The sequence below is a fragment of the Dyella sp. Tek66A03 genome, assembly GCF_052567735.1.
In genome coordinates, this window is record NZ_CP199584.1 from 4,910,663 (window position 1) to 4,935,118 (window position 24,456).

Consider the following 24,456-nt stretch of genomic DNA (forward strand, 5'->3'; position numbering starts at 1 on the left):
CATCGACCGCTGGCGACGCGGCACAGCCACACCGGAATCCACCCATGCCTGCTTCTGTCCAAGCCACCACCGAGGAACGCCGCCGTTTCTGGCTGCTGATGCTGTTCGCCCTGGTGGTGATCGGCATGGGTATCGGCCTGCGCGATCCCTGGCCGTCGGACGAGCCACGCTTCACCCTGGCCGCCAAGCAGATGGTGGAAAGCGGCGACTGGCTGTTCCCGCATCGCGGCAGCGAGTTGTATGCGGACAAGCCGCCGATGCTGATGTGGACGGAAGCCGCGAGCTATGTGCTCAGCGGCAGCTGGCGCATGGCGTTCTTGCTGCCCTCGCTGCTGGCGGCGCTGGGCACCATGCTGCTGGTCTACGACCTGGGACGGCGCCTGTGGAATCGACAGGTCGGGCTGTATGCGGCGGCGGCGCTGCTGATCACGTTCCAGTTTGTCTACCAGACCAAGCGCGCGCAGATCGACCCGCTGGTGATGTTCGCCATCACCGCGGCGAACTGGGGCTTGCTGCTGCATATGCTGAAGGGCCCAAACTGGCGCGCGTATTGGTTCGGCTGCTTCTGCGCCGGCCTGGGCGTGATCACCAAGGGCGTCGGCATTCTCTCGCTGCTCCTGCTGATCCCCTACGCAGCCGCCGCGCGCTGGCAATGGCATGGCGTGGCACGCATGGGCCCAGGTGCCTGGTGGCGCTGGCCGTTGGGCTTGGTCGCGCTGCTCGCAGCGATCGGGCTGTGGCTGGTACCGATGCTGCTGGGCGCGCACGCCCACGGCAACGACCCGGCCTATACCGCCTATATCAATGACATCCTGTTTCACCAGACGGCCGGTCGCTATGGCAAGTCATGGGATCACCATCACCCGGTGCTGTTCTATGTCCCCATCGTCCTGTTCAGCTGGCTGCCGCTGTCGCTGACCTACCCGGGCACGCTGCCGCGCTGGTGGCGCGCGCTGAAGGCCAAGGACGCGCGCATCCTGTTGCCCTTGTGCTGGATCCTGCTGGTGCTGGTGTTCTTTTCGATACCGAAGGGCAAGCGTGACGTCTACATCATGCCGGCCGTGCCGATGTTGGCGCTGATCACGGCGCCGTATCTCGACGAGCTGCTGCAGAAGCGCTGGCTACGGGCGGCGGGACTCTTGTTTATAGGGGTCTTTGGACTGGCCATGCTGGCGGTGGGCGGCGCGGCCCTGGTCGCCCACCCGAAGTTCGCCAGCGAATTTGCCGCGACGCGTGGCTTCGACGATGGCGGCCGCGCGCTGTGGTGGATGTTTGTCGTGATCGGCGCCGCGCAACTGCTGCTGGTGGCCACCTTGCGCCTGCGCCGAGCCGTGTTCGCGGTCGTCGGCGGCTTGACGGCCATGTGGCTGGTCTGGAGCCTGTGGGCGTACCCGCTGCTCAACGATTCCAGCTCCGCGGCCGGCCTGATGCAGGAAGTGCGCGAGCACCTGGCCACGGGCGACGCACTGGGCCTGGTCGCGTGGAAGGAGCAGAACCTGCTGATGCTCGATCACCCGGCCACCGACTTTGGCTTTACCCGGCCGTGGCCTGAGCAGTACGCCGCCGCAGTCGCCTGGCAGGCACAGGATCCGGCGCACCGCTGGCTGTTCGCCCTGGACCCGGCGCTGGGCCACTGTGTCGACCGCAGCAAGGCCATCAGCCTGGGTCACGCGAACCGGCGCGAGTGGTGGATGTTCAAGGCGGATGCGGTGACGCCCGGCTGCCTGCCGGATGCGAGCGATGAGCGGGCAGCGGCGGCCGAGGGATAACCGCCTGGCATGAGCTTCCGTCAGGCTTGCCGCGAGTCCAGCAGCTGGCGATAGACCGCTTCGGTTCGCTGCACAAACAGCGGCAGGCCGAAGTCGCGCTCCGCATGCTGGCGCGCGGCCCGCCCCATGCAGGCAAGTTCGTCGCGCTGCTCCAGCAAGCGCCTGACCGCAGCGGCGATCGCCACGCGGTCGCGAACTGGCACCAGCCAGCCGTCGACCTCGGCATCGATGTTCTCGGGCAGCCCTGCGTAGTCCGTGAGCAGCACGGGCTTGCCCATGGCCATCATCTCGCGGCAGGCAAACGAGATGGTCTCCACGTCGTACGACAGCACGAAGCCGACATCGAGCGCAGCCACCAGCGGTCGCGGATCGGTCAGCACACCGGGAAACACCACCTGCTCGTCCAGTCCGAGCGCACTGACGCGCTGACGCTCCTCCGCCGTGGGCGGCACGCCGGCAATCGGTATCCGCAGCCTTCGGCGGATGTCCTCGGGTAACGAGGCCACCGCATCAAGCAGATCCATCCAGCCCTTGTAGTTGGCGGTGCCGGCGTTGCTGCCCAGCAGAAAAACCGTGGCATCGCCCCCGTCCCAGCGCCGACGCTCGGCGGCGGCGGCTTGTGCCTCCCAAGGCTTCCAGCGCTCGATATCGACGCCGTTGTAGACCGTGTCGAGCCGGCAACGCCGGTAGGCCGTGTGCTTGAGTTCGCGGCGCGTGTATTCGCACACCGCGATCACCTGGTCCGTCTGCCGCGCACGCAGCCAGTGGCCCAGGCCACGCACCGGCTTGGAGTTGTGCTTGGTCCAGACCAGGGCGGGGCGGGTGGCGGGCATGGCCGACAGCACCAGCCGGTGGTCGGCCGAACCGTTCACATGGACCAGGTCGAAGGCCTGGGTCCGCAGGTAATGCCGCAACTGCGCCCGCGCCCGGCGGCGTGCCCGCCATCGGTTCAGGCCGTTCGGGAACGGCTGGTCGAGCACGAAGACACCGGGCAGGCCGCGCGCTTCCCGATTCAAACGGCTATCGGGCGGTGCGGCCACATGCACTTCGTGCCGCGCCGCCAGCGCCGCAGCGAGTTCACGGATATACGTGGTGTGGCCGCCGCCGTCCCCGGCGTGGAAGTTGGTGAACAAAAGCTTCAAACCGGTGCCTCGATAACGACGAAGTGCTGTTCGAAAGGGCTTGCGACGGATGAACCCAGCCTCGCCGAATGCGCAGCACGGGGCTCTTTTTCCCCATAGAATGTCATAGCTTGTGCGGCAATATTCCGATCGCCGCCAGGCCGGGGACCTAGCGGAATACCGTAGTGAAACAAGGTTCGCACTTGTGCGGACAAGGCTGGCTTATACCTCGCAAGCCGGACACTGAAGAGGATTTGATGAACCAGGTTCCACGCGCCCCCCAGGCTTCACGCGCCCGCACGGTTGTCGCGACGCTGCTGCTCGCCCTGCTGCCGATCTCGTTCGCCGTGCCAAGCAAGCTCAAGGCGGTGCCGATCGCCTTGCTGTTCTTCTACGGCATCGGCCTCTTGATAGCCGATCGGGATGTGCGAACCAACTACCGGGCAGCCAGGCCGGTCGTACTGGTTTGCGCATTGAGCCTGCTCTATGCGATCGGCAACATCCTGGGACATCGCCTCGGATGGAGCGAGCTGGACCTGCCTTCGCACATCCTGGCCTTCCTGGCGATCGCCGCGGTTTTTGGGCGTTCCGTCCATGTGCGCTGGTTCTGGCTGGGGCTCAGCCTTGGCGCCGCCGCACTCGGACTGGTGTGCATCTATCAGCACTATATCCAGGGCGCTCCGCGTGCTTCCGGGCTGGATGGGGCCGACTGGGGCGTCATCGAGCTGGCCATGTTCATGCTCGTCCTGTCGCTGAGTGCCGTGGTGCAGATGCTGCGTCCGCAGCTTGCCTGGCCGGAGCGCGTACTCCATGCGGCATGCGCCATCCTGGGCAGTTTCGGCGCCCTGCTTACGCAAAGCCGCGGACCGCTGCTGGCTTGCGCACCGGTTTTCCTGCTGGTTGTGCTGCTCCATGTCGTGCGTACGAAACAGTGGCGTGATGGCCTGGTCGTGCTTGGCGGCGCCTTGGCGATCGCCACCGTTTCGGTGGTTTTCCTGCGCAGCGAGATCCTCGAGCGCTTCAACGCCATCGGCCAGGAAGTAACGACCTTCCACGCCCAAGATACCCAGGGTGCCGTCCGCGAGCGGCTTGAAATGTGGCGCGTGGCCGGCCGGGCGTTTATGGAGCACCCGGTGGCCGGCGTGGGCATCGACCAATTCGGCAAGTACACCCAGACCCTGGTAAGCAAGGGGCTGGCGAGCGAGAGCATCGCGAAATACACGCACCCGCATAGCGAATACCTTGAAGCGGCCGTCTCTGGCGGCGTGCCTGGGCTTATCGTCCTGCTGCTGCTGTTTGGCGTTCCCATGGTGTTTTTTGCCCGCCGCGTGTTCGACCCATGCGACACCGTGGCCACGGCGGCAACCGTCGGTCTGCTGACGGTGAGCATGTACGCGCTATGCGGCTTGACCGACAATGTGTTGTATCGACCCATGCCGCATTCGCTGTTCTTCTTTCTGACCTTGGGCATGGCCGTCTTGGCAGGCCGCCTGCAGCGTGAGCGGTCACTGCGCGAGATCGCCGCCCCATGAGCATCGCCTCCCGGATCGCCCAGCGCTGACGCCATGGCACGCATCAACCTCATCGCTTGGGACAACAACCGCGGGCTCAGTCACGATATCCGCCTACTGACGGAGGCCTTGCGCAACCTCGGCCATGAGGTGAGTTTCACCGCCGTGGGACCGCCGCGCCAGCGCCGCTGGTGGAAGTCCCTGGCGCAGCGGTTGGGGCTATGGACGCGACGGGTGCAGGGCGGCAGCGGGTATCGCTACGATCTGAGCATCACCCTGGAACACGTGAGCCCGGCCCATTTGGGCTTGGCGCGCCGCAACGCCTTCATCCCGAATCCGGAGTGGTTCTCCAAGCGGGATCGCCGGCACCTGGGCCAGTTCGACGCGGTGTTCACCAAGACCCAATCGGCGACGGCGCTGTTCAAACGTCTTGGCGCGCCGGCCGTCCATATCGGCTTCCAGAGTACCGACTGCTATCAGCCGAACGTCGCGCGGCAACCCAGCTTCCTGCACCTGGCGGGCGCCAGCCGCATGAAGGGCACGGAGCGACTGCTGGCGGCATGGCGGCGGCACCCCGAATGGCCGACGCTGCATGTGTTGCAGGCGCCCCGCGGGGACGACGACTCAAACAGTACGACCAGCAATATCGAACACCGGCGCGAGTACGTGGCGGATATCGCCGAGATCCGCGCGCTGCAAAACGCCCATGTGTTCCAGCTATGCCTTTCGGAAACCGAAGGCTGGGGCCATTACATCGCCGAGGCGCTCAGTTGCGCCGCCGTCGTGCTGACCTGCGATGCCCCACCCATGAACGAACTGGTCACGCCCGAGCGTGGCATCACGGTGGCTGCGAGCGCCGGCGAAGCGCTGAATCTTGCCACCCGCTATCTGTTCGATGAGCAGGCGCTGGAGCAGGCCGTGGAGCGCTGCATCAGCATGCAGCGGACCGAATGGGAGCAACGGGGAAGACAAGCCCGCGCCTGGTATCTGGAAAACCAGCAGGCTTTTGAAGCGAGGCTCGACGCCGCCGTGCAGAAGCTGCTTTAGCGCCGGTTTACGCTCTCCGCATGGCCCGGACCATTGGTCTCCGGCCCACCTCTGGCTCTAGAATCGCGCTTATGCCTACCCTTCCCGTCACCCTCGTCGTCATCACTTACAACGAGGCGAACAACATTGCGCGTTGTCTCGACAGTGTCCCGTTCGCCGCTGAGAAGGTCGTGATCGACAGCGGCAGCACCGACGACACCGTCGCCATCGCGCAGGCGCACGGTGCCAGGGTGGTGCACCATGCCTGGCTCGGATTCGGTCCGCAGCGCAATTTTGCCACCACCCAGTGCAGCCACGAATGGATCCTGGCGCTGGATGCCGACGAGTACCTGACGCCCGCGCTTTGTGCCGAACTGGAACAGCGTCTGCCGGCCTTGATGGCCAGCAATATCTGCGCCGCCTACCTGCGCCGGGCGACCATTTTCATGGGTGCGCCCATGCGCTGGTACCTGCCTGCGATGGGCGAAAAAATGGCACGCCTGTTTCATAGCGGGCGGGCACGCTGGGCCGATGTACGCGTGCATGAGTCGCTGCGTTTCAACGGGCCCTCGGTGACCTTGAAGGCGGCCTTCAACCACGAGAACAACCCGAGCCTGCCCGAGAAGCAGGTCAAGATACTGCGCTACGCGGAGCTGAAATGCCGTGACTGGCTGGAGAAGAACAAGCCGCTGCGCCTGTGGGAGATGCCCTTCGTCTATCCGCTCACGTTTTTCAAGGACTACTTCCTGCGGCTGGCCTGCCTCGACGGCTGGCGCGGTTTTGTGGTGGCCGAGACCGCGGCCTCGTATGCCGTCTATAAGCGCATGCGTTACTACGAAATGAAGTGCAATCCCGCCTCGCTCGAAAGTGCGGCCGACGCCCTGCTCCGCCATGGCATCGATCGCTGAGCCATGAGCAAGCAGCACTACCTCCTTTATGGCTCCGAGCGTTACGCGTTGGCCATTCTGCGCCCGATACAGGAGGCGATTCGGGCGCGCGGAGACGACGCGGCGTGGTTCTTCGACGGGCCCGGCGCGGAAGATCTGGCGGACGACGAAACGCTGCTGACCGTCGCTGAAGTGAGGCGCTGGAATCCGCGGGCGGTGATCACGTCCAGCAACGCCGTGCCGCATTTTTTCCCGGGCGTGAAGGTGGAAACCTTCCACGGCTTCGACGCCGGCAAGCCGCGGCATATCTATGTCCGCGGCTTCTTCGATCTGTATTGCACGACTGGGCCGCGCGACACCGCCAAGTTCCAGGAAATCGCGGACCAGGTCGGCCACTTCACGGTGATCGAAACGGGCTTCCCCAAGCTCGACCCTTTCATGAAGGAGATCAGCGGGCCGTTGCCGCCGGTGCGCAAGCCGCCGGTGATCCTCTATCACTCCACCTTCTCGCCCTCGTGGAGTGCCGCGGAAACGCTATACGACGAGGTGCAGCGACTGTCGCGCGATGGGCGCTGGCGCTGGATCGTCACCTTCCATCCAAAGATGAAGCCGGAAACCACGGCGCGCTACAAGGCGCTGCAAAACGAGTTCCTCAGCTTCGCCGAGAACGACAACATTCTCGAGCTGTTCCCGCAGGTGGACATGATGTGCTCGGATACCTCGTCCGCGCTCAACGAATTCCTGCTCACCGGCAAGCCGGTGGTGACGTTCAAGAACCGTCGCCCGGGTCCGCAGCTGATCGACATCGACGAGGCATCGCAGTTCGAGCCGGCGATCGAGCGCGCCCTGGCGCGACCGCCCGAGCTGATGCAGGCGATCCGCGAGTACGGCGATGCGATCCATCCGTACCGCGATGGCCACTCCAGCGAACGCGTGCTGCGGGCCATCGACACCTTCATTGCCGCGGGCGGGCGCAACCGGCGCCGCAAGCCGTGGAATTTCTGGCGCAAACTCAAGATCCGCCGTCGTATCGGTTACTGGGGTCCGGCCTGACATCGCTGCACGGCCTACCCGCTGGTGAAGCCGGGTAGACGGTGGAAGCGGCTGGGTCGAGCTAGAATCTGCGCACCTTCACAAGGGGACTGCCCGTGGCATCCAGCAGCTACAGCCGCTCCGAACACCTGCGCTCCCTGTGGCCCTGGCTGCCGCTGTGGACGCTCGCCGCGCTGCTGGCGATCTTCTCGCACGGCCCGATGCCGCTGTACTCCACCCGCACGCTCGCCGTGGCGTGGGAAATGTGGAACCACCAGCACTGGCTGGTGCCGCATATCAATGGCACGCCGTATAGCGAGAAGGTGCCGCTGCTGTTCTGGATGATCCACGCCGGCTGGCTCGTGTTCGGCGTCAACGACATCTGGCCGCGCGTGCTCGAGGTAATCTTCGGCGGCGCACAGCTGGTGCTGGTATCGGTGCTGGCACAGCGCCTGTTCCCCAACCGCCCCTGGGTGGCCAAGGGAGCGCCATGGATCCTGCTGGCGCTGGGCTATGCGTTCCTGTTCGGCCTGCAGATCATGTACGAAGTGCTGCTGGCGGTCTGGGTGCTGGCAGCGTTGCTGTGTCTGACCCCCAAGGCGCATCGCGCCGAACCACGCTGGCTGCTGTTCGGCCTGTGCATTGGCGCCGGCCTGCTGACCAAGGGCCCGGTCATGCTGCTGCACGTCGCCTTCCCCTGGTTGCTGGGGCCGCTATGGAATGACTGGGCGCGCGACAACCGCGCTCGCTGGTATGGCCGCGGCCTGCTGTCCGTACTGCTCGGTGGCGCGATGCTGCTGGCCTGGGCGCTGCCCGCCGGTTTCAGCGGCGGCGAGGCCTATCGCCAGCGCCTGTTCTTCACGCAGACGGCCGGAAGAGTGGTGGATGCGTTCGATCACGCGCGCCCGTTCTGGTGGTACCTGCCCGCGATTCCCGGCCTGCTGTTCCCGTTCAGCGGCTGGCCGCGGGCCTGGGCTGCGCTGATCACGCTGCGGCGTCCGCTGGATATGGGCCTGCGTTTCGCGCTGTGCTGGCTGCTGCCGGTGATGCTGGCGTTCTCGTTCATCAGCGGCAAGCAGCTGTATTACCCGCTACCGGAGTACGCCGGTGCGGCGCTGCTGATCGCCGGTGCCATCGCCGTGCTGCGCGACCAGCGCCCGGCGCTGGCCACGAACCCCTGGCTGGGAACCTGGCCCCTGGGCGTGGGCGGCATCCTGTTCGGCGCCTTCCTGTTCGCCCTGCCCGTGCTGGTGGCGCACAACGATTTGCATGGCGAATGGTTCGATAGCTCGCAGCGCTATAGCCGCTTCTTCAGCGTGGTGTTCGTGCTGCTGGGCGCGCTGCTGTTGTTGCGTGGCCGTGGCGAATTGCGCCGCCTGGCGTTCGCGGGCCTGGTCGGCACGCTGGCCCTCAATACGCTGTTCACCCTGACCACCTGGCAGAACTTCGACCTGCGTCCGTCGGCGCACCTGCTCGGCGCTGCCGATGCCGATGGACGGGCGATCGGCTACCTGGGCACGTACGCAGGCCAGTTCCATTTCGAGGGACGCATCAGCCGGCCGATCGAGCGCCTCAGCGAAGGCGATTCGCTGCAACAGTTTGCCCGTGAACACCCCGACGGCCTGATCGTGGCGAATCCAGAAAAACTTGAGGCCAGCGACCTGCGCTATCCGCTGTTGGTGCAACCGTTCCGTTCGAGCTGGATCGTCATCTGGCCCGCCACCTCGCTGGCCCAGTTGCGCGCTGGCCAGAAACCGCCCGAGCCGCTGCATCCGACCCGCGTCTATCAGGTCGATGACTGGCGCTTCCGTTCCATGCAGTGATGAACGCCACCCTGATCGCCAACCTGCGCGCACAATGCGGCGGCCCCCGCGATGGCGCGCTGTTGCGTTTCTCGCTCGGCAACGCGCTGCTCGGGGCCGGTGACGCACACGGCGCGGCCGAGGAACTGCGGCAGGCGGTGACCTTCGATCCGACCTATTCGGCCGCGTGGAAGCTGCTCGGCAAGGCCTGCCTGGCGCTGGACGACCACGCTGGTGCGGCCGCCGCCTGGCAGCAGGGCATCCAGGTCGCGCAGGCGCGTGGCGACAAGCAGGCCGAGAAGGAAATGACGGTGTTCCTGCGTCGCCTGGAACGGTCCGCGCCCTGAATCGGGCTCAGGTTTTCTGCAGTTCGTACGGGCTGGTCCGGTCATGGGCCGTGTAGCGCTTGTAGTGCCACTGGTACTGGGCGAAGGCCAGCTCCACGCATTGCTCGACGCCGCGATTGAGCGCGGCGCAGGCGAGGGCAAGGTCTTGCTCCACCACACCCGACGGCGCGGGTAGCAAATGGATGCGGTAGCCCTCGCCCTTGGCAAGCCGCTCGGCGAAGGCGAACAGCACGGTGGCCCCGGTACGCGCCGCCAGACGCGGCAGCAACACCATGGTCAGCGCGTCACGGCCAAAAAACGGCGCGAATTCGCCATCGCCTGCGCGCGGCTTCTGGTCCGGCAGGATGCCCACCGTGCCACCTGAAGCCAGCCGCTTGTACAGCGTGCGCACGCCCGCCCCCTCGGCCCGCACCTGTTCGGGCGCCAGGCCACCGCGCACCTTGCGCAGCAAGGCTTCCACCGCGGCGATACGTGGCGGGCGATAGAGGATGGCGATCGGCGTTTTGCGACACAGCCAGTAGTTGAGCAGCTCCCAGCAACCCAGATGGGGCGCTGCGATGATCACCCCCTTGCCGGACGCCAGGGCTGCATCGAACAAGGCCTCGCCGCGCACCTCGCGCACCATGTCCAGCGCGCGCTCCGCATCGCTGCCCCAGATCTTGGCGATCTCGGTGGCCGACTTGCCGCTTTCCATCATCGCCGCACGCAGCAGCTCGGCATGCGCCGCATCGTCCAGGCCCGGGCGGGCAATGCGCAGGTTGACCGAGGCGATGTGCGCGGCACCGCTGCGGCGCCATAGCGAGAAACGGCCGATCGCTGCACCGATGCTGTGCAGTACGCGCAGCGGCAACAGGCCGAACAGACGCAGGAGCAGATAGATGAGATAGATGTCGGGTCGCATGAGCGGCGCAGTGTAACCGTCCGGCGCGCCAGCGAGGCCTGGCGTAGCTCGTGCGGCGATCATCGACAGGCTTTAGACTGATGCCATCGCCATCTGCTGACTCCACATGATCGCCCTGATCCAGCGCGTCCAGTCCGCCCGCGTCGATGTCGCCCATGCCGATGGAGAATTGGAAACCGTAGGAGCCATCGGGGCAGGCCTGCTCGCACTGGTGGCCGTGCAACCCGGCGACGACGAACCGCGCACCCGACGCATGCTGGAACGGCTGCTCGGCTATCGCGTGTTCGCCGACGAACTGGGCCGCATGAACCGCTCCCTGACCGACACCGACGGCGAATTGCTGCTGGTCAGCCAGTTCACCTTGGCCGCCGACACCCGTTCGGGCATGCGTCCCAGCTTCACCACGGCGGCCACGCCGGAGGATGGCCGGCGCTGGTTCGACCGTCTGGTGGCGATGGCGCAAGCGGCACACCCGAGGGTGGAAATCGGCCGTTTTGGCGCCCATATGGTGGTTCACCTGGTCAACGACGGGCCGGTGACGTTCTGGCTGGAGACGCCATGAGCAGCATCAGCGCGGCACACACCGCAACTTCGACAAAATCGCCGGAATATGCCTATTTGGCGCGATTTTTGCGTGTCGGTGTTCGCATGTTTTTTACTTGAAAACTGGTCAAAAAAGCATCACATGGGTATACTGATCGGTTCCTGCATACGCGGCGGTAGGTATGAATAGCAAAGCTCCCGAGCAACAATCGGAAATCAAGGCGCTCATTTCCAAGGGTTTGGAGCAGGGCTACCTGACCTACGCCGAGATTAACGATCACCTGCCCGACGACATCGTCGATCCGGAGCAGATCGAAGACATCATGGCGGTGCTGAAGGGCGTCGGCATTGAAGTGCACGATGCTGCACCGGATGCCGATCCGCTCTCGGACACCGCGCCGGGCACCGGTACCGACGACGAAGCCGCCGCCGAAGAAGCGGTCGCGCTGCTGTCGGCGGTGGACTCCGAAGTCGGCCGCACTACCGACCCCGTCCGCATGTATATGCGTGAGATGGGCACGGTCGAGCTGCTGACCCGCGAGGGCGAAATCGCCATCGCCAAGCGCATCGAGGAAGGCCTGGGCCAGGTGCAAACCGCGCTTGCCAGCTTCCCGCTGACCATCCAGCTGCTGCTGGAAGAGTACGACCAGCATCTGGACGGCAAGCGTCGCCTGAGCGAAATCCTGGCCGGCTTCGCCGACCTGGAAGAGGCTGCCGACGCGGCCCAGGCTGCCGCGGCCGAAGCGGAAGTCGACACCGACGTCGAAGCCGACGAGGAAGAAGACGAGAACGCCGAGGAAGAGGAAGCCGGCCCGACCGGTCCGGATCCGGAAGAGGTCAAGCGCCGCATGGAACTGCTGCGCGACTACTACGGCAAGTTCCAGAAGGCGGCCCCCAAGGCCACCGACATCACCGACAAGAAGATCGTCAAGCTGCGCGACCAGATGGCTGAGGAGTTCCTCAAGCTCAAGCTGCCGTCCGCGCTGATCGACGGCTTCGTGCGCAAGCTGCGCGAAGTGGTGAACGACATCCGTCACCACGAGCGCGTGCTGATGGACATCTTCGTCAAGCACGTGAAGATGCCCAAGGCCGAGTTTCTCAAGACCTTCCCGAGCAACGAGGGCAACCTCGAGTGGGCGGCCGAACTGGGTCGCAAGCGCCAGAAGTGGTCGCCGAACATCAAGGGCTTCAAGGATACGATCGACGCCGAGCAGGAAAAGCTCGCCTCGATCGAGCGCCAGCTGTTCCTGCCGCTGACCGACATCAAGGAAATCAACCGCACGATGTCGATCGGTGAGGCCAAGGCCCGCCGCGCGAAGAAGGAAATGGTCGAGGCCAACCTGCGCCTGGTCATCTCCATCGCCAAGAAGTACACCAACCGCGGCCTGCAGTTCCTCGACCTGATCCAGGAAGGCAATATCGGCCTGATGAAGGCGGTGGACAAGTTCGAATACCGTCGCGGCTACAAGTTCTCGACCTACGCCACGTGGTGGATCCGCCAGGCCATCACGCGCTCGATCGCCGACCAGGCACGCACCATCCGTATCCCGGTGCACATGATCGAGACGATCAACAAGTTGAATCGCATTTCCCGCCAGATGCTGCAGCAGTTCGGCCGTGAGCCGACGCCGGAAGAGCTGGCCAAGGAAATGGAGATGCCCGAGGACAAGATCCGCAAGGTGCTCAAGATCGCGAAGGAACCGATCTCGATGGAAACCCCGATCGGCGACGACGAGGATTCGCATCTGGGTGACTTCATCGAGGACACCAACGCCAGCTCGCCAGTCGAGTCGGCGACGGAAACGGGCCTGATGGAAACCGTGCGCGACGTGCTCGCCGGCCTGACCCCGCGCGAGGCCAAGGTGCTGCGCATGCGCTTCGGCATCGACATGAACACCGACCACACCCTCGAGGAAGTCGGCAAGCAGTTCGATGTCACCCGCGAGCGTATCCGCCAGATCGAGGCGAAGGCGCTGCGCAAGCTGCGTCATCCGAGCCGCTCGGAACAGCTGCGTTCGTTCCTGGATATCGACTGATCATTGTCGACTCGTGCAAGACAAGAGCCCCGCGGAAGCGGGGCTTTTTGCATCTATCGATCCGCCGCGCCCTTTTGTTGTGTAGGAGCGCACCCTGTGCGCGATCGCAGAGTCTCGGCGCCAGCGCTCCGTAGGGTATCGCGCACAGGGTGCGCTCCTACGTGGAAGGGGGCGACGTGGGTCAGCCCTGATCGAAGAAGAACTGCTCGTGCACGATCTTTTCGTCCTTGACGTGATACACGCAGATCTCGCTCATGCTGATGCGGCCATATTCCTTCATGGTGGCGTCCAGGGTCATGACGATGCTGAACCAGTTGCCGGCCACCAGGGGATCACTGACCTCGACGCCGTGCATCTCCGTCACGGCCTCCTGGAACCGTTTCCCTTTTTCCAGGATTGCGTCGAGGCCCTTGACGTTGCCCAGCGAGCCTTGCGCCGACGCCTCGGGCTCGATGCTCACCGCATCCTTCGCGTAAAGCTCGTGCTGCGCCTCTTCGAATCGGCCATGACGACAGAGTGCAATCAGCCGCTTGGCAACGGTTTCAGTGCTCATGCGTACATCTCCGGCGGGGGGAGCGCAGAGCGTAGCGCCGGCTTGTTCAGCCCCATGTGAAGGTGCGGCGGCGGCCCTGCTGCCGCCGCGCCTTCGGGGCGTCAATGCTTGCTGACGTTATCGGTTTCATCGATAAAGCGGGCCACATTGTCATGTAGCTGCTTCAGCGAATCCTCGTGTGCGTAGACCATGTGGCCGGACGGATACCAGGCGTACGAGATGTTTTTCTGCAGGTTCGCCGGAATCGGCATGTGATGCATTTCGTAGTCGGCCGCGAAGTAGGGCGTGGCCAGATCGTAGTAGCCGCCATTCAAGGACACGCGCAGGTTCGGGTTGGTCTTCATCGCCGTGGCCAGGTCGGGCATCACATTGGTCGACTGCTGCAGCGATTCCGTGCTGCCCGGCGCCTTGTGGGCGAACTCCCAGTGATCGACATCGGCGAACAGGCGGTAGGTCTGGCCGTCGCCGAACTTCAGCTGGCGGCGCACATAGTCGTTGAACGCCGCCACGTAGGCGGAACTGATGGCCGAGGACTGCGGGTCATACTCGGACGACTTGCTCAGCGGGTCGAGCGAGGGGCCGGAGAAGCGGGTATCGAGACGGCCGGTGGTGACATCGCCATCGCCCTGCAGCTCGTGCTCGAACATGCCGCCGTCGACACGCAGGTTGGCCTTCAGCAGATAGGCGACGGGCAGGCCCGTGTACTGGTGCAGCTTCTCGGCGACCGCCTGCTTGCGCGCGCCGTCCAGGCGCGTGCCGGCCATCAGCGCAGACGCGTAGTCGGTCAACGCGTACTGCTCCACCTCGTGCAGGAACGGCTCCAGCGCTGCCGGTTGCTGCGGCAGCTTGTGATGGTAGAACGCGGTGGCGGCGTAGGTAGGCAGACCCACCACATACGGCAGGTCCACGCCCGGATTGTTGGCGGCGCCGTCGATGTCGGTGTCGAAGCTGAGGATCTGCGAGAGCAGGACCACGCCGTTGAGATCGACGCTGTGCTCGTTTTCCAGGATGTTCGCCACGACCGCCGAACGGGTGGTGCCGTAGCTTTCGCCGAACAGGTACTTGGGCGAGTTCCAGCGGTTGTACTTGGACAGGAACTGGGTGATGAACTGGGCGAAGGCATGACCGTCGCCGTCGACGCCGTAGACCTGTTTCTTACGTTCTTTCATCAACTCTTCGCGCTTGCCCTTGTCCGCCTCGTCGGCGATCAGGCGGCTGAAACCCGCGCCCGGCGCGTCGATGAAGACCAGGTCGGAGGCATCGAGCAGGCTGTAGTCGTTGTTGACCAGGCCATACGGTGCCGCCGGGGTGTGCGAATCGTCGCTGGTCTTCACGCGCTTGGGACCGAACGCACCCATGTGCAACCACACCGTGGCCGAACCCGGACCGCCGTTGTAGATGAAGGTGATTGGCCGCTTGCCCGGCTCGGCGCCTTTCTTGAAGTACGCCGTGTAGAACATGCTGACCTGGGCCTCGGCTTCCTTGTCGCCGTTGCCGTGCAGCACCAGGGTGCCGGCCACCGCCTTGTAGTCGATGTTCTTGCCCTCGACCTTCACCGAACCGGAGGTTTCCGAGGTTTGCGGCTTGAGCAGCGCGGCGTCGGGCTTGTCCTCGGGTTTCTTGTCATTGTCGTTCTTGTCGGCCGCGTAGACACCCGAGCTGAGCATCAGCGCGGCGAGGGCGGCGGCGAGGGGGAGCTTGCGCATGTGTGAAACCCTTGGGAGGCGCGAGGCGCGCGAAAGCGCCCAGCTTAGGCACCGGTCGGCTCAACTTTCATACCCCAGAAGTCACCCCAGGCCCTCCTGTCCGGCTAGGGGCTGGGAAGGATCGTGCAGATGCTCAGGTCCGGGTGATCAAGCCGATGGCCAGCAAGGCCAAGATCAGGCCGAGGAAGTTCAGCCGGCTCAGGCGTTCCCGGAAGGCCAGCAAGCCCACCAGTGCGCCCAGCGCTACGACGCCGAGGTTCATGCTGGCAAAGACCAGGGCGGGGTGGTCGGACAAGGCCTGGTGGGCACGCACATAAAAAACGATGTTGCCGAAGTTGGCCAATCCCAGCAGGAAGCCGGCGATGGCGTCGCGCAAGGTAAGACGAACGCGCTCGTACCACCGGCGCCATAGCTGCAGGCCGAACGCCACTACCAGGGCCAACGCGAACATGGCCTGCAACGATGCGGCGAATGGCGTGCCGGCCTTCGCCACCAGCTTGAAGAGAATGTCGATGGCGCCAAAACCGGCAAACACCACCAGCGGCCACAGCCAGCCGCTGCCTTCGCCATCCCGACGCTCGGTACGCCAGACCATGCAGGCCAGTGCGAGCAGGCCGAGCGCGACGCCCGCGCCCCTGGACGCGCTCAGTGTTTCGCCAAAGAGCAGGAAGGCGGCCAGCAGCGAGATCATCAAGGACAGCCGTTGCGCGGCGTCCGTGCGCACGATGCCTGCGCTATTCACGGAGGCGGCCAGCGCCAGGAAGATCAATGGCAGCAGCAGTCCCAGCCCCACGAAGCCCAGCCACGGCGCCTGCGGGCTGAGCAGCACATCCAGCGAGGGGCGGAACACCAACGCGGTAAGCGCACTGGTCGTCAGGTAGTTACATGCGATGGCCTGACCGACATCGATCTGCAGGCGACGCGCCAGCTTGAGCAGCACGGATACCAGCACGCTGCAGATCACGCTCAGTAGCACGTAGATCATGGGTTGCCTTGGGAGAATGGGGAGGCCGATCCAGCGGGCGTCATTGGTGAGCGAAGCGCTCGCGGTAACGCGCCGGACTGAGCTTCAAGCTGCGCCGGAAGTGATGGCGTAGGGTATCTGCACTGCCGAATCCGCACACGTCGGCGACGCGTTCCACCGCCATGTTGCTGCCCTCCAGCAGTTCGCGTGCACGGCTCAGCCGCTCGTGGGTCAGCCACTGCTTGGGCGAGCACCCGGTGGCTTCCTCGAATCGCCGCAACAAGGTGCGCTCGCTCATGCGCGCCCGTTCGGCAAGCAAGGACAGCGGCAGCGGTTGCTCCAGATGGCGACGCATCCATTCCAGCAGCTTGCCCAAGGTCGCGCCTTGTTCTGGCAGCGGCGACTGGATGAACTGCGCCTGCCCGCCGTCCCGGTGCGCCGGCACCACGGCGCGGCGCGCCACCGCGTTGGCCATTTCGGGCCCGAAGTCCCGGCGAATCAGGTGCAGGGAGAGATCCAGCGCGGCCGCGCTGCCGGCGGAGGTGAGCAGGTCGCCTTCATCGACGTACAGCACTTCCGGTTCGATCTGGATGCGCGGGAAGCGTTCGGCCAGCGCTTGCACATAGCGCCAGTGCGTGGTGGCCCGGCGACCATCCAGCAGGCCGCTAGCGGCCAAGACGAAGACACCGGAACAGAACGACATCAGCCGCGCCCCGCGAGCATGCGCCTTGCGCAACGCGTCGAGCAGGGCGGCCGGTGGCGGCGCATCGACGCCGCGCCAGCCTGGGACGATCACCGTACCCGCTCGGGCGATGCCATCGAGACCACCTTCGGCCAGCACGTGCATACCGCCAGCGGCGCGCATCGGACCATCGTCTACCGCACAAAGACCGAAGCGATACCAATCGTCGAACTCCGGTCGCGGCAAGCCGAACATTTCCACCGCGATGCCGAACTCAAACGTGCACAGGCCGTCGTACACCAGCACGGCCACGTCCCGATTGGCGGGCCCGTTAGGGCGTCGGGGGCGCTTTGGCGGTTTCTTCATGATGAGTGGCATTCTTGCCAATGTCGGTCGCCGACACCAGTGCCGATACTGGCGCCGTCTTGCCACACGGAGCCCACCATGAGCAGTGTTGTACAACGTTTCCCCGCCGCCGCCAGCATCGATGCGCTGGCACACTTCCAGGCCCGCCTAGGTTACGAAACCGACTGCGCCGACGTGTTCTACGCGAGCAACCACGAGACCAAGGACTTTGTGTTGCTGGATGTGCGCACGCCCACGCTCTACGCCGCCGGCCATGTACCCGGCGCGATCAACCTGCCCACCCGCATGCTGAGCGAGCAGCGCCTGGCCGAATATCCTGCCGACACCTTGTTCGTGGTTTATTGCGCCGGGCCGCACTGCAATGGGGCCAACAAGGCCGCCGTCAAACTGGCACAGCTGGGACGTCCGGTGAAAGAGATGATCGGCGGGCTGACCGGCTGGCTCGATGAAGGGTTCGGGCTTGCCCGCGGGACCTGACATGCGCGGCGAGGTCGTGGTGCATGGCGCCTATGAGCCAGGTGGATAAGCGCATGAACCCTCTGGCCTTGGCAACCGGTGCCATCATGGCGTCACCTTCGAGCGGGGAAGTCTCATGCTGGAACTGCGCCCGACCTGCGAGCAGTGCAATCGAGCCCTGCCCCCTGCATCGACGGATGCCATGATTTGCTCGTTCGAATGCACGTTCTGTCGCGACTGCGTCGACCTGTTGCACAACGTTTGCCCGAACTGCGGCGGCGGCTTTACGGCGCGTCCGATCCGTCCCGCTCAAGACTGGCGTAATGGCAACACGCTGGATAAATATCCCGCGACCGGCAAGGTCACTTACAAACCGGTCGACCTTGCCGAACATGCAGTCTTGGCGAGGCGACTGGAAAACCTGCCGCCCGAACGCCGCTAATTAAAGTCTGGATAAATCGTCATCCCAGCGAAAGCTGGGATCCAGCGTCTTTGCGAGGTACCGAAGGCGCTGGATTCCAGCTTTCGCTGGAATGACGAGCAAAGATCTATTCAGACCTTCCTAGATGATTACGTGCCGCGCAGCGCCGCGGCCTCGCGCGCCAGCAGTTCGATACCGGCCCAATCGCCGCTGTCCAGCTTGTCTGCCGGAGTCAGCCACGAGCCGCCCACGCACAACACGTTCGGCAGCGCGAGGAAGTCCGGGGCGTTGGTCAGGCTGATACCGCCGGTCGGGCAGAAACGGATCTGCGGCAGCGGGCTGGCCCAGGCGCCCAGCAGCTTGTGACCACCGGCCGGCACGGCCGGGAAGAACTTCAGGTGGTAGTAGCCCCGCTCCAGCAAGGTCATCGCCTCGCCCGCCGTGGCGACGCCGGGCAGCAGCGGCAGGTCGCTATCGTCGGCGGCGTCGAGCAGGCCCGGCGACACGCCCGGCGACACCGCGAAGCGGGCGCCGGCCTTATGCGCCGCACGCAGGTCCTTCGCGCTCAATACCGTACCGACGCCGACGATCGCGCCTTCCACCTCTTCGGCAATCGCCCGGATCGCGTCCAGCGCGGCGGGCGTGCGCAGGGTCACCTCGATGGCGGGGACGCCACCGGCGACCAGCGCGCGTGCCATCGACACGGCGGCGCGGGCGTCATGGATGATGACCACCGGTACCACCGGCGCCAAGCGCAGGGTGGCTTCGATCTGCTTTTGCTTTTGTTCGATGCTCATGGCGTTCCGTGATGTCGAAGGACGTGTTCGATAGGCGGTTGAGGGGCTGGGCGTTACAGCACGCCGGCGCCGAGATCAGCCGTGGTGGCGGCCTGACGGAAGATGCCGAACAGCTCGCGCCCCATGCCGAATTCGTGGGCCGATAGATCGGCCGTCGCCGGCATGCGCGAAGCGAACTCGGCCGCTTCCACCAGCACATCCAGGCGCCCGTGCAGCGCGTCGAGGCGCACCATATCCCCGTCGCGAATACGCGCGATCGCGCCATCGGCCTTCGCCTCCGGCGTCACGTGGATGGCGGCCGGCACGCGGCCCGAAGCACCCGACATGCGGCCGTCCGTGAGTAGGGCAATGCGATGTCCGCGGTCCTGCAGCACGGCCAACGTGGGCGTCAGCTTGTGCAACTCCGGCATGCCGTTCGCCTGCGGTCCCTGGAAGCGCACCACGGCGATGAAATCGCGATTCAGCTCGCCGCGCTCGAACGCCTTGCGCACATCGTCCTGGTCGTGGAACACGATGGCGGGCGCCTCGATCACCAGGCGATCGTCAGGCACCGACGACACCTTGATCACCGCGCGTCCCAGGTTGCCGCTCAACATGCGCAGGCCGCCATCGGCGCGGAACGGTTCGGCGACACCGCGCAATACACCGCGATTGCCGCTCTCCTTGGAGACCGGCTTCCACGCCAGCCCGCCCTCGGCATCCAGCTGCGGCACTTGCGTATAGCCGTCCAGACCGGTGCCGAACACCGTGCGCACATCGCCGTGCAGCAAGCCTTGGCTTAATAGCTGGTCGATCAGGAAGGCCATGCCGCCCGCTTCGTGGAACTGGTTCACGTCGGCGTAGCCGTTCGGATACACGCGCGCCAGCAACGGAATCACCGACGACAGCCCATCGAAATCGTCCCAGCGCAGCTCGATCCCGGCGGCGCGTGCAATCGCCACCAGGTGCAGCAGGTGGTTGGTAGAACCGCCCGTCGCGTGCAGCCCGATCACGCCGTTGATGATGGCGCGCTCGTCGATGATATGACCCAAGGGAAGATGCGAAGAACCCGGCTCGCTGAGCTCGGCCACACGGTGCACGGCCTCGCGCGTCAGCGCATCGCGCAGCGGTGTATCCGGCGCCACAAAGCTGGCGCCCGGCAGGTGCAGGCCCATGATCTCCATCAGCATCTGGTTGGAGTTGGCCGTACCGTAGAACGTGCAGGTGCCCGCCGCGTGGTAGGCGGCGGCTTCCGCTTCGAGCAATTCCGCACGCGTCGCCTTGCCCTCGGCATAGGCCTGGCGCACTTTCGATTTCTCTTCATTGCTGATGCCGCTGGGCATCGGGCCGCTGGGAATGAACACGCCTGGCAGGTGGCCAAAGCTCAGCGCGCCGATCAGCAGGCCAGGCACGATCTTGTCGCAGATGCCAAGGTAGAGCACGGCATCGAACATGTCGTGCGACAGCGAGACGGCAGTCGCCATGGCAATCAGGTCGCGCGAGAACAGAGACAACTCCATGCCGGCGCGTCCCTGGGTAACGCCATCGCACATCGCAGGCACGCCGCCCGCCATCTGCGCGGTGATGCCGGCCTCGCGCGCGACCTGGCGGATCAGCTCCGGGTAGCGCTCGTACGGCTGATGGGCGGACAACATGTCGTTGTAGGAGTTGATAATGGCGAGATTGGGCGTGTGGCCTTCGCGCAAGCGTGCCTTGTCCGATCCCTCGCAGGCGGCGAAGCCATGCGCGAGATTGCCGCAGGAAAGCCGCTCGCGATGCGTACCGGAACCTTGTGCCGCATCGATGCGACGCAGGTAGGCGGCACGCGAGTCACGGCTGCGCTCGCGCAAACGCTCGGTGACTTCGGCAACAACGGGGTGAAGCACGTTCATGATCAAACTCCGGATAAGTCATGCGGCGCGCGCCATGGCGCGCCTGGTACTGATTGGTTCGGCCGATGCCTCAGGGGCACCAATACACGGCCACGGGTACGCGCTCCTGGGTCAGCACGGCGCGCACCGGAAAATTCGCGGCGGCGCCCAGGCCCAGGCGTGCATCGGCCAGCAACTGCTGCTTGGCCTCGCCCTCGATATGCAAGTAAAGCGCACGCGTGTCGAGCAGGGCCGATAGCGTGAACGTGATCCGCGGCTCGCCCGCGCCAGCCGCGCGCATGGGCAGCACATGCACGGGATTGTTCACATCCAGGGCTTCGGGAAGTCGGTCACCGCCGGGAAAGAACGAGGCGGTGTGCCCATCGTTGCCCATGCCGAGCACCACCACGTCGAACGGCAGCGACAAGCTGGCCATCCGCGCACGCACTGTGGCGAGGCCGGCTTCCGGCGTGGGCGCATCGGTATACAAGGGAACGAACTGCGCGGCAGAGGCGGCATGTTGCAGCAGCGTCGCCTTCAGCATGCCCGCGTTGGAGCGTTCGTCGCTCTCGGGCACCCAGCGCTCGTCGACGAGGGTGATCTGGACCTTCGCCCAGTCCAGCGACTCGCGCGACAGGCGCTCGAAGAAATGACGAGGCGTGCTGCCGCCGGATACCGCGAGCAGGGCGCTACCGCGCTCGGCGATACCTTCGCGCAGACGCTCGGCGACGCGTTCGGCCAGCGCAACGGCCAGGGCCTGGCAGTCGGTGAAACTATGCGTGGTGACATTCAGCATGGGAGGCATGACGTAGACCGGGGGGGGCTTCGCGGTGAACTCACGCCTGCGCCGCAATTCAAGCATGGCGGAGAGTCTAGGCAGGACCCCGCGACGCTCAGGTGAAACACGTTCGCGTCACGGTGGCTTTTATCGGTGAGTGGTTTACTCACTTTCCTCGTTCCAGGTGCGGCCATCGCGCTCGATCAGCGCCACCGCGGCGCTGGGCCCCCAGGTGCCGGATTGGTACGGACGTGGCGTCTCGCCGCTGTCCGCCCACGCGGCAAGAATGGGATCGGCCCACTGCCATGCCGCTTCCACTTCGTCGCGACGCATGAACAAGGTGGGGTTACCGCGCACCACGTCGAGCAACAAGCGCTCATACGCGTCGGGCTGCTGCACGCCGAACGCTTCGGCAAAACTCATGTCCAGCGGCACGTGACGCAGGCGCAAGCCACCTGGCCCCGGGTGCTTGATGGTGAGCCATAGCTTGATGTCTTCGTCCGGCTGCAGGCGCAGCACCAGGCGATTCTGCGCGAGCGCGCCGGCCGACGGATCGAAGATGGAATGCGGCACCGCCTTGAACACCACCGCGATTTCCGACACACGCTCGGGCAGGCGCTTGCCGGTGCGCAGGTAGAACGGCACGCCGGCCCAACGCCAGTTGGCGATCTCGGCCTTCAGCGCCACGAACGTCTCGGTATTGGATTTGCCACTGGCGAGCTCGTCGAGGTAACCCGGCACGCTCTGGCCTTCCGCCGCACCGGCGCGGTATTGGCCGCGTACGGTGAGCTGAGCGGCATTGCTCTCGTCGATCGGCTTGAGCGAACGCAGCACCTTGAGCTTTTCGTCGCGCACCGCATCCGGTTGCAGCGAGGAGGGCGGCTCCATCGCCACCATGCACAGCAGCTGCAGGATATGGTTCTGCACCATGTCACGCAGCGCACCGGCGCGATCGTAATACGCGCTGCGCTGGCCGACGCCCAAGGTCTCGGCCACGGTAATCTGCACGTGGTCGATGTGCTCGGCATTCCACAGCGGCTCGAACAGCGCATTGCCAAAGCGCAACGCGAGCAGGTTCTGCACCGTTTCCTTGCCGAGGTAATGATCGATGCGAAAGGTCTGCGATTCCTCGAACACGCGACCGACGGCGTCGTTGATCTGGTTGGCGCTGGCCAGGTCGCGGCCGATCGGCTTTTCCATCACCACCCGGGCGCGACCCTTGTTGAGGCCATAGGAACCGAGGCGGTTGCACAGATCGACGAACAATTCCGGCGAGGTGGAGAGATAGAACACGCGGATGTGTTCGGGCTGCTCGCCGATCAGCGCGGCGAATGCATCCCAACCGTCGTCCTTGCGCGCATCCAGCGAGCGGTAGGCCACCCGGGTCAGGAAGGCGTCGATCTTGGCCGCGTCGCCACCACCTTCCAGCAGCGCCTTGCGCAGCGAAGCACGGTAGCCATCATCGTCCAGGCCTTCGCGGGCAATGCCGACGATGCGGCTGGAGGCGGGGATCTGGCCATCGACGAAGCGGTGGTACAGGGCGGGCAGCAGCTTGCGTACGGCGAGGTCGCCGGTTCCGCCAAAAATCACCAGGTCGAACGGCTCGACCGGCAGGGGAGAAGCAGTCACTTCAGTCACCTCAAAGGCGATGCGGGGAGCGGGCACAGGGCGCTTGGCCCGTGCGGTGCCCCGGGATCGTACCAGTGACATACCAGGTAACACCAGTTCTCCGTGATGCCGTGTGAGCCCGCCTGGCGTAACGGTTCTTGTCGAAAATTGGTAACCCCGGAAAGTCCCGTCAAATCACCCGATTGCCAGACTGGTATGGTCATTGGTATCGTTCTCGCATGGAAACCGCCCTAGTCAATGAATACCGCCGCCTGAGCCGAGACCCGGCCACCAGCCAGCCGCTCGCCTACCTGCGCCTGCGCCGGGCGATCCGCAACGTGGTGGAACACCGCGATATCGAACCGGGCCAGGCCCTGCCCAGCGAACGCGACCTGTCGCGCTTGCTGGAGCTGTCGCGCGTCACGATCCGCAAGGCCATCGCCGGCCTGGTCGAGGAGGGCCTGCTGAACCAGCGCCACGGCGCCGGCACCTTCGTGGCCGAACGCATCATCAAGCCGATGTCACGGCTCACCAGCTTTACCGAAGACTTGCGTGCACGCGGCCTCAATCCGCGTTCGGAGTTCTTCGAGCGGGGCGTGGGCGAGGTGACGCCGGAAGAGTCGATGGCGCTGAACCTGTCGCCCGGCGTCCTGGTCGCGCGCCTGCACCGCGTGCGCTATGCCAAGGACGAACCACTGGCGATCGAACGCAGCGTGGTGCCCGCCAGTATCCTGCCCGACCCGATGGTGGTGCACGACTCGCTCTACCAGGTGCTGGAAACCCTGGGTTGCCGCCCGCGTCGCGCGCTGCAGCGGCTGCGCGCCGTCTCGCTCGGCGCCCAGCAGGCCCGCCTGCTGCACGTGCCGGTGGGTAGCGCTGGCTTGAACATCGAGCGACGCAGCTTTCTCGACGACGGCCGCGTGGTGGAATTCACCACCTCGTGGTACCGCGGCGATATCTACGACTTCGTGGCCGAGCTGCAGACGGACTGATCGCGGCCTTGGTTGCCGGAAGCGGGCCGTGACCCTAAAATTCCGTTTGTTCGGGTGTCCCGCGGCACGTTTTCGCGGGATGAAACGGGAAGCCGGTGCACGCTGCCAACGCAGCCATTCCGGCGCTGCCCCCGCAACGGTAAGCGAGTGATACGAACCTGAAGGCGACACGCCACTGTGCTCTGGCACGGGAAGGCGCCCGAAGGTGCATGCACCGATAGCATGCCACTCGCGAGCCCGGAGACCGGCCCGACACGTAACGGATGGCTCGCGGTGGGCGAGGCCGGACGTCGTGTCATGGCGCGTCT

General features: G+C 65.2%; 22 protein-coding genes and 1 riboswitch. Of the genes, 12 read left to right on the forward strand and 10 right to left on the reverse strand.

The features are described 5' to 3' along the window. Positions 1-44: 44 nt before the first annotated feature. Positions 45-1,769 carry an ArnT family glycosyltransferase gene (locus ACT01B_RS21755; RefSeq protein WP_445145280.1) on the forward strand — a complete coding sequence of 575 codons (1,725 nt, stop codon included), beginning with the start codon at positions 45-47 and terminating at the stop codon, positions 1,767-1,769. Between the two features lie 20 nt (positions 1,770-1,789). Here the strand turns inward: ACT01B_RS21755 and ACT01B_RS21760 are convergent, their stop codons facing one another. Then, on the reverse strand, positions 1,790-2,911 hold the full coding sequence (locus ACT01B_RS21760; RefSeq protein ID WP_445145281.1) for a glycosyltransferase family 4 protein: 1,122 nt from the start codon (positions 2,909-2,911) through the stop codon (positions 1,790-1,792). Between the two features lie 236 nt (positions 2,912-3,147). Here ACT01B_RS21760 and ACT01B_RS21765 point away from each other — a divergent pair, with 236 nt between their 5' ends. From ACT01B_RS21765 to ACT01B_RS21790, 6 genes are all read left to right on the forward strand, one after another. After that, positions 3,148-4,422: an O-antigen ligase family protein gene (locus tag ACT01B_RS21765; RefSeq protein ID WP_445145282.1), complete on the forward strand. Its 1,275-nt coding sequence runs from the start codon at positions 3,148-3,150 to the stop codon at positions 4,420-4,422. A 33-nt stretch (positions 4,423-4,455) separates the two neighbouring features. Continuing rightward, the gene (locus ACT01B_RS21770; RefSeq protein ID WP_445145283.1) at positions 4,456-5,448 is read left to right on the forward strand and encodes a glycosyltransferase; all 993 of its coding nucleotides are present in this window, start codon (positions 4,456-4,458) and stop codon (positions 5,446-5,448) included. 71 nt (positions 5,449-5,519) lie between these two features. Continuing rightward, a complete protein-coding gene (locus ACT01B_RS21775) occupies positions 5,520-6,335 on the forward strand; it encodes a glycosyltransferase family 2 protein (RefSeq protein WP_445145284.1) in 816 nt (271 codons plus the stop codon). Between the two features lie 3 nt (positions 6,336-6,338). Then, the gene (locus ACT01B_RS21780) at positions 6,339-7,367 is read left to right on the forward strand and encodes a CDP-glycerol glycerophosphotransferase family protein (RefSeq protein WP_445145285.1); all 1,029 of its coding nucleotides are present in this window, start codon (positions 6,339-6,341) and stop codon (positions 7,365-7,367) included. A gap of 95 nt (positions 7,368-7,462) precedes the next feature. Then, positions 7,463-9,169 carry an ArnT family glycosyltransferase gene (locus tag ACT01B_RS21785; RefSeq protein ID WP_445145286.1) on the forward strand — a complete coding sequence of 569 codons (1,707 nt, stop codon included), beginning with the start codon at positions 7,463-7,465 and terminating at the stop codon, positions 9,167-9,169. Continuing rightward, complete coding sequence (locus tag ACT01B_RS21790; protein ID WP_445145287.1) at positions 9,169-9,495, forward strand: hypothetical protein; 327 nt, start codon at positions 9,169-9,171, stop codon at positions 9,493-9,495. Before ACT01B_RS21785 ends, ACT01B_RS21790 begins: the two co-directional genes overlap by 1 nt. Before the next feature lie 7 nt (positions 9,496-9,502). Here ACT01B_RS21790 and ACT01B_RS21795 read toward each other — a convergent pair whose 3' ends face one another. Next, the gene (locus tag ACT01B_RS21795) at positions 9,503-10,396 is read right to left on the reverse strand and encodes an LpxL/LpxP family acyltransferase (protein ID WP_445147546.1); all 894 of its coding nucleotides are present in this window, start codon (positions 10,394-10,396) and stop codon (positions 9,503-9,505) included. Positions 10,397-10,502: 106 nt separating this feature from the next. Between ACT01B_RS21795 and dtd the strand changes: the two genes are divergently transcribed. Both dtd and rpoD read left to right on the forward strand, forming a co-directional pair. Next, complete coding sequence (gene dtd, locus ACT01B_RS21800; protein ID WP_445145288.1) at positions 10,503-10,958, forward strand: D-aminoacyl-tRNA deacylase; 456 nt, start codon at positions 10,503-10,505, stop codon at positions 10,956-10,958. A 163-nt stretch (positions 10,959-11,121) separates the two neighbouring features. Next, positions 11,122-12,975, forward strand: a complete 1,854-nt coding sequence (rpoD, locus tag ACT01B_RS21805) for an RNA polymerase sigma factor RpoD (protein ID WP_445145289.1) — start codon at positions 11,122-11,124, stop codon at positions 12,973-12,975. 181 nt (positions 12,976-13,156) lie between these two features. Here the strand turns inward: rpoD and ACT01B_RS21810 are convergent, their stop codons facing one another. The 4 genes from ACT01B_RS21810 to ftrA all read right to left on the reverse strand — a co-directional run bounded on the left by ACT01B_RS21810 (position 13,157) and on the right by ftrA (position 17,246). Then, positions 13,157-13,528, reverse strand: a complete 372-nt coding sequence (locus ACT01B_RS21810) for a SnoaL-like domain-containing protein (protein WP_445145290.1) — start codon at positions 13,526-13,528, stop codon at positions 13,157-13,159. Positions 13,529-13,629: 101 nt separating this feature from the next. Beyond that, entirely contained in the window at positions 13,630-15,234 is a 1,605-nt protein-coding gene (locus ACT01B_RS21815; protein ID WP_445145291.1) for a S10 family peptidase, read from the reverse strand. A gap of 133 nt (positions 15,235-15,367) precedes the next feature. Beyond that, positions 15,368-16,219, reverse strand: a complete 852-nt coding sequence (locus ACT01B_RS21820; RefSeq protein ID WP_445145292.1) for an EamA/RhaT family transporter — start codon at positions 16,217-16,219, stop codon at positions 15,368-15,370. Between the two features lie 40 nt (positions 16,220-16,259). Then, entirely contained in the window at positions 16,260-17,246 is a 987-nt protein-coding gene (gene ftrA, locus ACT01B_RS21825; protein ID WP_445145293.1) for a transcriptional regulator FtrA, read from the reverse strand. Between the two features lie 78 nt (positions 17,247-17,324). On the opposite strand from ftrA, the gene ACT01B_RS21830 reads away from it, so the two are divergent. Together ACT01B_RS21830 and ACT01B_RS21835 are read left to right on the forward strand one after the other, a co-directional pair. Then, positions 17,325-17,723 carry a rhodanese-like domain-containing protein gene (locus ACT01B_RS21830; RefSeq protein WP_445145294.1) on the forward strand — a complete coding sequence of 133 codons (399 nt, stop codon included), beginning with the start codon at positions 17,325-17,327 and terminating at the stop codon, positions 17,721-17,723. A 115-nt stretch (positions 17,724-17,838) separates the two neighbouring features. Next, entirely contained in the window at positions 17,839-18,144 is a 306-nt protein-coding gene (locus ACT01B_RS21835) for a DUF1272 domain-containing protein (RefSeq protein WP_445145295.1), read from the forward strand. A gap of 128 nt (positions 18,145-18,272) precedes the next feature. Here the strand turns inward: ACT01B_RS21835 and ACT01B_RS21840 are convergent, their stop codons facing one another. From ACT01B_RS21840 to zwf, 4 genes are all read right to left on the reverse strand, one after another. Continuing rightward, the gene (locus tag ACT01B_RS21840) at positions 18,273-18,920 is read right to left on the reverse strand and encodes a bifunctional 4-hydroxy-2-oxoglutarate aldolase/2-dehydro-3-deoxy-phosphogluconate aldolase (protein ID WP_445145296.1); all 648 of its coding nucleotides are present in this window, start codon (positions 18,918-18,920) and stop codon (positions 18,273-18,275) included. Positions 18,921-18,973: 53 nt separating this feature from the next. Next, a complete protein-coding gene (gene edd / locus ACT01B_RS21845; RefSeq protein WP_445145297.1) occupies positions 18,974-20,791 on the reverse strand; it encodes a phosphogluconate dehydratase in 1,818 nt (605 codons plus the stop codon). A gap of 70 nt (positions 20,792-20,861) precedes the next feature. After that, entirely contained in the window at positions 20,862-21,575 is a 714-nt protein-coding gene (pgl, locus tag ACT01B_RS21850; RefSeq protein WP_445145298.1) for a 6-phosphogluconolactonase, read from the reverse strand. 135 nt (positions 21,576-21,710) lie between these two features. Further along, the gene (gene zwf / locus ACT01B_RS21855) at positions 21,711-23,177 is read right to left on the reverse strand and encodes a glucose-6-phosphate dehydrogenase (protein WP_445145299.1); all 1,467 of its coding nucleotides are present in this window, start codon (positions 23,175-23,177) and stop codon (positions 21,711-21,713) included. Between the two features lie 218 nt (positions 23,178-23,395). Here zwf and ACT01B_RS21860 point away from each other — a divergent pair, with 218 nt between their 5' ends. Continuing rightward, positions 23,396-24,148: a GntR family transcriptional regulator gene (locus ACT01B_RS21860; RefSeq protein ID WP_266180157.1), complete on the forward strand. Its 753-nt coding sequence runs from the start codon at positions 23,396-23,398 to the stop codon at positions 24,146-24,148. A 35-nt stretch (positions 24,149-24,183) separates the two neighbouring features. Further along, positions 24,184-24,415: riboswitch (cobalamin riboswitch) on the forward strand. Positions 24,416-24,456 lie beyond the last annotated feature (41 nt).